Below are 6,907 nucleotides of genomic sequence, written 5' to 3'. Positions count from 1 at the left end.
CTTACAACAACACATCATATCATTTTTAGGTATAAATTTATACTCATATACTTATGTCTTAAGAAAATACTAATATTAATAGCCCTATTCAAAACTTATTGAGCTATGAAAATAAAACACCATGCTTTATTATTTTTAAACGCTTGTTAAGTGTATACTGTAGCAACTCATTAATGGTTCTCAGGGGAATAATGTATGACCTCAATTTAACGTAGATCTAAGTTTCAACACATCATAATGAGGCAACATACGTGTTAAAACTTTGAAGATTTAACGCAATGTTCAATTACGCTCTATTTAAGTTGATTTTGTATTGTGAATCAATCACCTAATTGCGCATCCTATACATCCTCAAAAACATAGCTACACGAATTAATGATAAAGTGATGAACCGGAATGACTATCACTATCATTTTATAATGGACTAAGGGACCAGAACATTTACATTATGTCCCAGCCCCTAAAGTGATACAACTCGTATGAGATTCAATCATTTATTCTAATGATTCTGTTTCAATCAATCCATATTTTCCGTCTTTTCTACGATAAACAATACTTGTTCCTTCAGTATCTCTGTCATGGAACACGAAGAAATCATGGCCTAATAAATTCATCTGAAGTACTGCTTCTTCAGAATCCATTGGTTTTAATCCAAATGTTTTAGAACGGATAATTTCGATTTCCGAATCACTTGATTCGTTGTCGATATCCGGTGATGTTGCTTCAGCATCTACAAAAATATCTTGTTCATTTCCACGGTCGCGATTTTTGCGGTTAACACGCGTTTTATATTTACGAACTTGACGTTCTAATTTATTCGTAATTAAGTCGATGCCTGCATATAAATCATCATGACGCTCTTCCGCTCTTAAAGTAACATTTTTCAACGGAATTGTTACTTCAATTTTTGTACCTGAATTTTGGTAAGTTTTCACTTTAACGTGTGCTGTTGCATTAGGTACGTTAGTGAAATATCTTTCTAATTTACCAATCTTGTCTTCAATGTAATTGCGAATAGCATCTGTGATTGTGAGGTTGTCTCCATGAATTTCAAAGTTAATCATAGTGCTCGCTCCTTTCAACCTCTTGTTATTGTATTTCTTACTTATATTTTACCATGTTTATGCTAACGTGCAAACGTTAACATACTCAATTTTCTGACTTTTCTTTGAAACAGCTTAACCGCAACGTTATGCGCAGTTCGGCCTGTTGTGTAAATATCATCCACAAGTAAAATACGTTTATTTTCGAGGTTTATATCACCTTTCACTTCAATATCATTACTTAATGACATTCGCTCTTTTAAAGTGAGTTGGTATTGTTTTGGTCGTCGATGCATCTTTAAACAGTCTTCAAAATCGATACTTAACGCACTTAAAATAACTTGTACAGGATTGAAAGTCCTTTCGATGTCATTCTCTTTTACAGACGGTACTGGAATAATGTAATCATAATGTTGAGCTTTAATGGAAATGTACTTTGCAATAACTTGAGCAAGTGCAACATCCCCAAGAAATTTGTATTGATGGAAAAGGGTTTTATAAAAACCTTCATAATGAAAGCATGCATCTATCGAATCAAATGTATAAACGTATTTAACTGAGTCACAATTGATACATTTTGAATTCTGGTATTCACCTAAACAATAGCTACATCTCCCCGTAGAATTAAAAATGCATTGTTCTAATAAATTCCTACAATGTTCACATAGAATGTTTGTGGGTTGAAATAACAGCTCTAAAGTAAATAATTCATCATAAAACGAATGACAAATGTGACATCTCATTAATCAACCCATCCTTTAAGATATGCCATTCGATTCATTTGGCGTATGTTACGTCGAGCTTTGTACATTGCTAATGTCCTCCCTTCATGGTAAAAACGAACCAATCCATTGGGAGATTCTTGTTTTCGCCCTACTCTCCCAGCAATTTGCACGAGCGCATCAGCTGTAAAATGATGACTATCCATTACCCATACATCTAGAAACGCCATTGTAAAACCTCGTTCTAAAATCGTTGTTGTTAAGACAATTTGATACATACCATTTCTAAGCTGTTGTACTTTTTCTAATCTATCAGCATCTTCACTATAGACATAACACATGTTTTTGAAAGTTGTACGATATGCACTATAAAAGCGTTTCATGTTTTCAATATTACTAAAAAACAGTAATGTCGTACGTTGACGGTTCATTTGATTTTTTAACTCACTTATAAGACTATGTTGTGCTTGTGAATATTTTATTTTCATGTAGCGGAATTCTGGTACAACTAGAGGATGACGGTGAAACCGTGCAGGTAACGTAATGATTTGAGTAGCATGAAACGAACGCATGAGAGGTTTTGGAGGTGTAGCAGTCATGTATATACAGGCATGTGTCGCGCGTGCAGCCCGTGCAATCGTTTGTTGTAACTGTCGATCCATCGAGAGTGGAAATGCATCCACTTCATCTATGAAAATGACATCAAAATGATTTTTAAATCGGTATAATTGATGCACTGTTGCAATGACAAAATGACCATTGTATTTTTGTCTACTCGACTGATGTAAAATATCAATTTCTTCTCTTGTAAACGTTTGACATACACGTTGACTCACTTCTACCACTACATCTACACGCGGCGAGACGATGGCAATATTGTCTCCTTTTTGACGTGCTACAGAAATGGCTTCAAACATCATCTCAGTCTTGCCGGCACCTGTAACCGCATGCAAAAGTAACGGTTGCTTTGATTCGACGGCAGATACTATTTTGCGAGAGGCATACGTTTGCTGTTCAGATAGTGAAAATGGCAGCTGATAATATCCGTCACTCTTCATTCTTTTCGTTTGAGTTATAACAACATGGCGCTTTGTATCCATCCTCCCCATCGCAATACAATTCCGACAATATATAATATCTTCTTTGAAAAAAAGGGCTTTTATAACAGTAAAAGTGAAACCTCTCCGTTGTACCACATTGGATACACTTAAAACCTTTATCTGTTTGACAAACACCAGGCGTGGTTTCAGCAATTTTTTCATCCGTTAAAGTATCAGGTAATCTAACTAATTGACCATATCGTTTCAATGAATGCCTCCTTTCACTTATATACTCGATCTAACGCGGTCATTTACTTTTCCCATTTTCATTACATCATTTATTTGCCACTGCATATATTAAAATAAAAAACAGCAACAACATTCTTATGAATGCGCTACTGTTTAAGCAATTAATACAATTCAATATGTCTATTCACAACACCTATGCCAAAGCCACCTAGTCCTAAGTGAGAAGAGATGACGGGGCCGAATTCAGAGAAAATGATGTTTTTTTCAGGATACTTGGCTTTTAAATCATTCAATACACGTTGCGATTCATCTTTGTTGTCTCCACCAATAATTATTACCGTTGCAATGTTATATTGATTGGACATTTCAATCGCTTTATCTTCAATCAATTTTAGCGCCTTCTTTTTCGTGCGAACTTTTTCGTAAGGTACAATGAGACCATCTTCAAATGTTAAAACAGGTTTCATTTTTAGTAAATTACCTATCCAAGCTTGTGCACCTGTGATGCGACCACTTTTACTTAAGTTTTTCAAATCATCCACAACGAGATAGGCACCTGTGTGTTGACGCATATCTTCTAAATCTTCTAAAATCTCGTCAATATGCTTTCCCTCATTAATCAAATCAATGGCTCTAATGACAAGGGCACCTTCAACTAGACATGCGATTTGGGAATCAATAGGGTGAACATTAATCCCCTCAACCATCGAAGCGGCTTGAACAGAGGTTTGATATGCACCACTAATACCGCTAGATAAATGTACTGTAATGACATCTGTATATCCCTCAGCTTTATAAGCTTCAAATGCATGAATCATTTCTCCTATAGCTGGTTGACTTGTTGTAGGAATTGAATTTGATTTTGCTAATATTGAATAAAATTCTTCTGAAGTGATGGATTCAATTTCTTTATGATTTTCGCCATTTTCTAACGTAATACTTAACGGCACTACACGGATATTATTTTCTTTTAAATAGTGTTGAGGAATGTAACTTGTTGAATCTGTCATAACAGCTATTTTCATTTTTTCTTGTCCTCCTAAATTTTGAACAAAATTCATCTTTATAACTTAATGGAGAGCGAATAAAATCTAATGATCTATGATTTCATTAAAAGATCTACCGCCTATTCAATGTCAATCTCAGAAAGTAACGCTAATACACTTATATTAAACAACATATTTAAGATGTCATCGTATGGTACTTTTTAATTTTTGATTAATACTATCATACAATCTTTTATATCAAATTTCAGTCATTTAAGCTATTGATTTTTTTCAAGTTCAACTATAAATTATAGTATAATCATCATACACACTTTTGTAGATTGGAGATGGGCTTGTGGAAGATAACATCATTACTATAAAGGACGAACATATCATTGAAAATGTAATTAGTAAATCACGCTTTATCGCGCATATAAAGCCAGTTCAATCTGAAGAGGAAGCAAAAGCGTTTATAGATGCTAAGAAAAAAGAACACCGCGAAGCAACTCATAATTGTTCCGCATATACAATTGGAGATACGATGCATATTCAAAAAGCGAATGATGACGGTGAGCCTAGTGGTACTGCCGGTGTGCCTATGTTAGAGATGTTAAAAAAACACGAGATACATAATGCCGCTGTCGTGGTTACGCGTTATTTTGGTGGTATTAAATTAGGGACTGGCGGTTTAATTCGTGCATATGGAGGCGCTGTGCGAGATGTGATTAAAGCAGTGGGACGCGTGGAACTGAAACCAGCCATCCCATGTCATGTCACTATTGCTTATGATCTGACAGGAAAGTTCGAATATGAACTTCAATCCACCTCTTTTTATTTAAGAGATACAACATATACAGATAAAGTTACGTATCACATTGATGTGATAGAAGCAGAACGTGACGCATTTATACAATTTCTAAATCAACATACGCAAGGTCAATTTGATTTAACTGAAAAAGACGTCAAACCGCTCGCATTTGATATTGAAACATAAAAAATCCTGTTACTTTTAAGCACGTGTTGCTTAAAGTAACAGGATTTCTATTTTGTATGTCGACGAGATATTAAATTTAATAATGGCCGATAATCATCATCGATAAGTCCGGTAAATTCAACAATAAGTTCAATTGTGACAATGATGAGGATGATTGTTAAAAAGACACCCCATGGTTGGGATAAATATAAAATAACGCTCACGACACTAAACATGATTGCCATCGCATATATTAAAATAACTGTTTGTCTATGCGTATAGCCTAAATCTAATAATTTATGATGAAGATGGGATTTATCCGCTTGCATAATATGCTGTCCTTGCTTCACTCTTCGAATCATCGCAAATAATGTGTCAATAAATGGCACCGCTAAAATAACGATTGGGAAGAATAATGATATAAACGTAATATTTTTAAACCCTAATAAAGATAAGAAGCCGATTATAAATCCTAGTAATAAAGCCCCACTATCTCCAAGAAAGATTTTAGCAGGATGAAAATTAAATACAAGAAATCCTAATAGCGAACCGATGAGGACACTACAAATCATGATAATAAATATATTTCCTTGCAAGATTGCGATAAATGCGATTGTCACTAACGCAATCATAGAGACACCGGCAGCCAAACCGTCTAAACCATCAATTAAATTAATCGCATTCGTTATTGCTACAATCCAAAATATCGTAATTGGAATACTAAATAAACCGAAATGAATTGTCGGTCCAATCGGAATTGATATGAAATCAATCGTCACACCATAATAAACGACAATGGTCGCAGCAAAAATTTGCCCAATCAATTTTAATATTGGCTTTAAATCGTATAAATCATCAATAAGACCAACGAAATAAATGACGATAGCACCCAGTAATAGCGGTTTGATTTCACGTTCAATAGGAGCACCGAGCCAAATTCCTATGAAAAAAGATAGCAATATCGCTGAACCACCTAACATTGAAATAGGTTTCGTATGTATTTTCCTAAAGTTAGGACGATCAACGATATCTAATTTTTTGGAAACTGCTATTACTATAGGTGTTAAGATTAAGCTGACAATCATTGAAAATACTATCAACGTTAGAGTATACATCCGTTCACCTACAAATTTCAAAATAATATATCTGTTACATTTTAATTTTAAATTTAAAAACAACTGTTTCAGTCAAACAATCTGATTATATAGTAACACGAAATGACATGTAAGGCATCACTGTTCAATATAATCTTAAAAATACATGATGCTAAAAGTAATGTAGCGCTGTCAAATAGTTATTTTCATTCTAACAAATTTAAGTATTATGTATGAATAATTTCATATATATAATTTTATATAAAAAGACTTCTCTTCATAACCTCTATGTTCTATATAACAACCAATAATTGATATCATTACACCGTTTAAAACGTGTGCTTTCTCTCACATAGCATTGGAGCATAAATTATCATCACATAAAAAAAACGGTACATTACACGTACTTTTAAACTAACATATTTTGAAACGACCCACTATGGGCACATGAGATTTTCTAGATGTTCATACATAATTGTATTCATTGTCACTTAAATCTATTCTAAATCATAAATATAATACACAGTTAATTAAATATTTTCTATAATCAAGTTCTTTTTTAACGCTTTTTGTTTTATGATAAAGCCTTTGATATAGATAAACACACGTTATACAAGCCCTTTGACATATACTTCACCGAACCCCAAAAGAAATATTTTTTTATTTTTCCAATTATTTTTTGCATTTTTATAAAATTTTTGTATAATAGATTTATATTAATGAAAGGAGTTTTTATATGAACAAAAAATTATGTAGTTTTGTGTTGCTCAGTTTAGTCTTTTCTCTAAGCACTACTTCTG

The 6,907-nt window shown here is 33.5% G+C and carries 5 protein-coding genes and 1 pseudogene; 1 reads left to right on the top strand and 5 read right to left on the bottom strand.

Translation table 11 applies throughout. The features are described from left to right. Positions 1-494: 494 nt before the first annotated feature. From hpf to fakB1, 4 genes and pseudogenes are all read right to left on the bottom strand, one after another. The gene (gene hpf / locus CD172_RS11195; protein ID WP_060552454.1) at positions 495-1,064 is read right to left on the bottom strand and encodes a ribosome hibernation-promoting factor, HPF/YfiA family; all 570 of its coding nucleotides are present in this window, start codon (positions 1,062-1,064) and stop codon (positions 495-497) included. 62 nt (positions 1,065-1,126) lie between these two features. Further along, on the bottom strand, positions 1,127-1,786 hold the full coding sequence (locus tag CD172_RS11190) for a ComF family protein (protein WP_060552453.1): 660 nt from the start codon (positions 1,784-1,786) through the stop codon (positions 1,127-1,129). Next, positions 1,786-3,073 (bottom strand): annotated as a pseudogene (locus CD172_RS11185) (DEAD/DEAH box helicase family protein). The gene CD172_RS11190 and the pseudogene CD172_RS11185 overlap by 1 nt, the downstream one beginning before the upstream one ends. A gap of 142 nt (positions 3,074-3,215) precedes the next feature. Further along, positions 3,216-4,079 (bottom strand): fatty acid kinase binding subunit FakB1, encoded by an 864-nt coding sequence (gene fakB1, locus CD172_RS11180; protein ID WP_103346399.1) that lies wholly within the window; start codon positions 4,077-4,079, stop codon positions 3,216-3,218. A 316-nt stretch (positions 4,080-4,395) separates the two neighbouring features. On the opposite strand from fakB1, the gene CD172_RS11175 reads away from it, so the two are divergent. Beyond that, positions 4,396-5,034, top strand: coding sequence for a YigZ family protein (locus CD172_RS11175; protein WP_103346398.1), 639 nt, complete (start codon positions 4,396-4,398; stop codon positions 5,032-5,034). A gap of 47 nt (positions 5,035-5,081) precedes the next feature. Here the strand turns inward: CD172_RS11175 and CD172_RS11170 are convergent, their stop codons facing one another. After that, positions 5,082-6,128 carry a glycosyltransferase family 4 protein gene (locus CD172_RS11170; RefSeq protein ID WP_060552449.1) on the bottom strand — a complete coding sequence of 349 codons (1,047 nt, stop codon included), beginning with the start codon at positions 6,126-6,128 and terminating at the stop codon, positions 5,082-5,084. Between the last annotated feature and the right edge of the window lie 779 nt (positions 6,129-6,907).

The sequence above is a fragment of the Staphylococcus agnetis genome (genome assembly GCF_002901865.1).
Lineage (GTDB): Bacteria > Bacillota > Bacilli > Staphylococcales > Staphylococcaceae > Staphylococcus > Staphylococcus agnetis.
Note: the sequence above shows the minus strand (reverse complement) of the source record. Positions and strands in the feature narration are given on the sequence as shown.

Excerpts from the sequence above, each read along its gene's own strand:
- hpf (WP_060552454.1), bottom strand. The coding sequence starts at position 1,064 with ATGATTAACTTTGAAATTCATGGAGACAACCTCACAATCACAGATGCT.
- CD172_RS11170 (WP_060552449.1), bottom strand. The coding sequence starts at position 6,128 with ATGTATACTCTAACGTTGATAGTATTTTCAATGATTGTCAGCTTAATC.
- CD172_RS11190 (WP_060552453.1), bottom strand. The coding sequence starts at position 1,786 with ATGAGATGTCACATTTGTCATTCGTTTTATGATGAATTATTTACTTTA.
- fakB1 (WP_103346399.1), bottom strand. The coding sequence starts at position 4,079 with ATGAAAATAGCTGTTATGACAGATTCAACAAGTTACATTCCTCAACAC.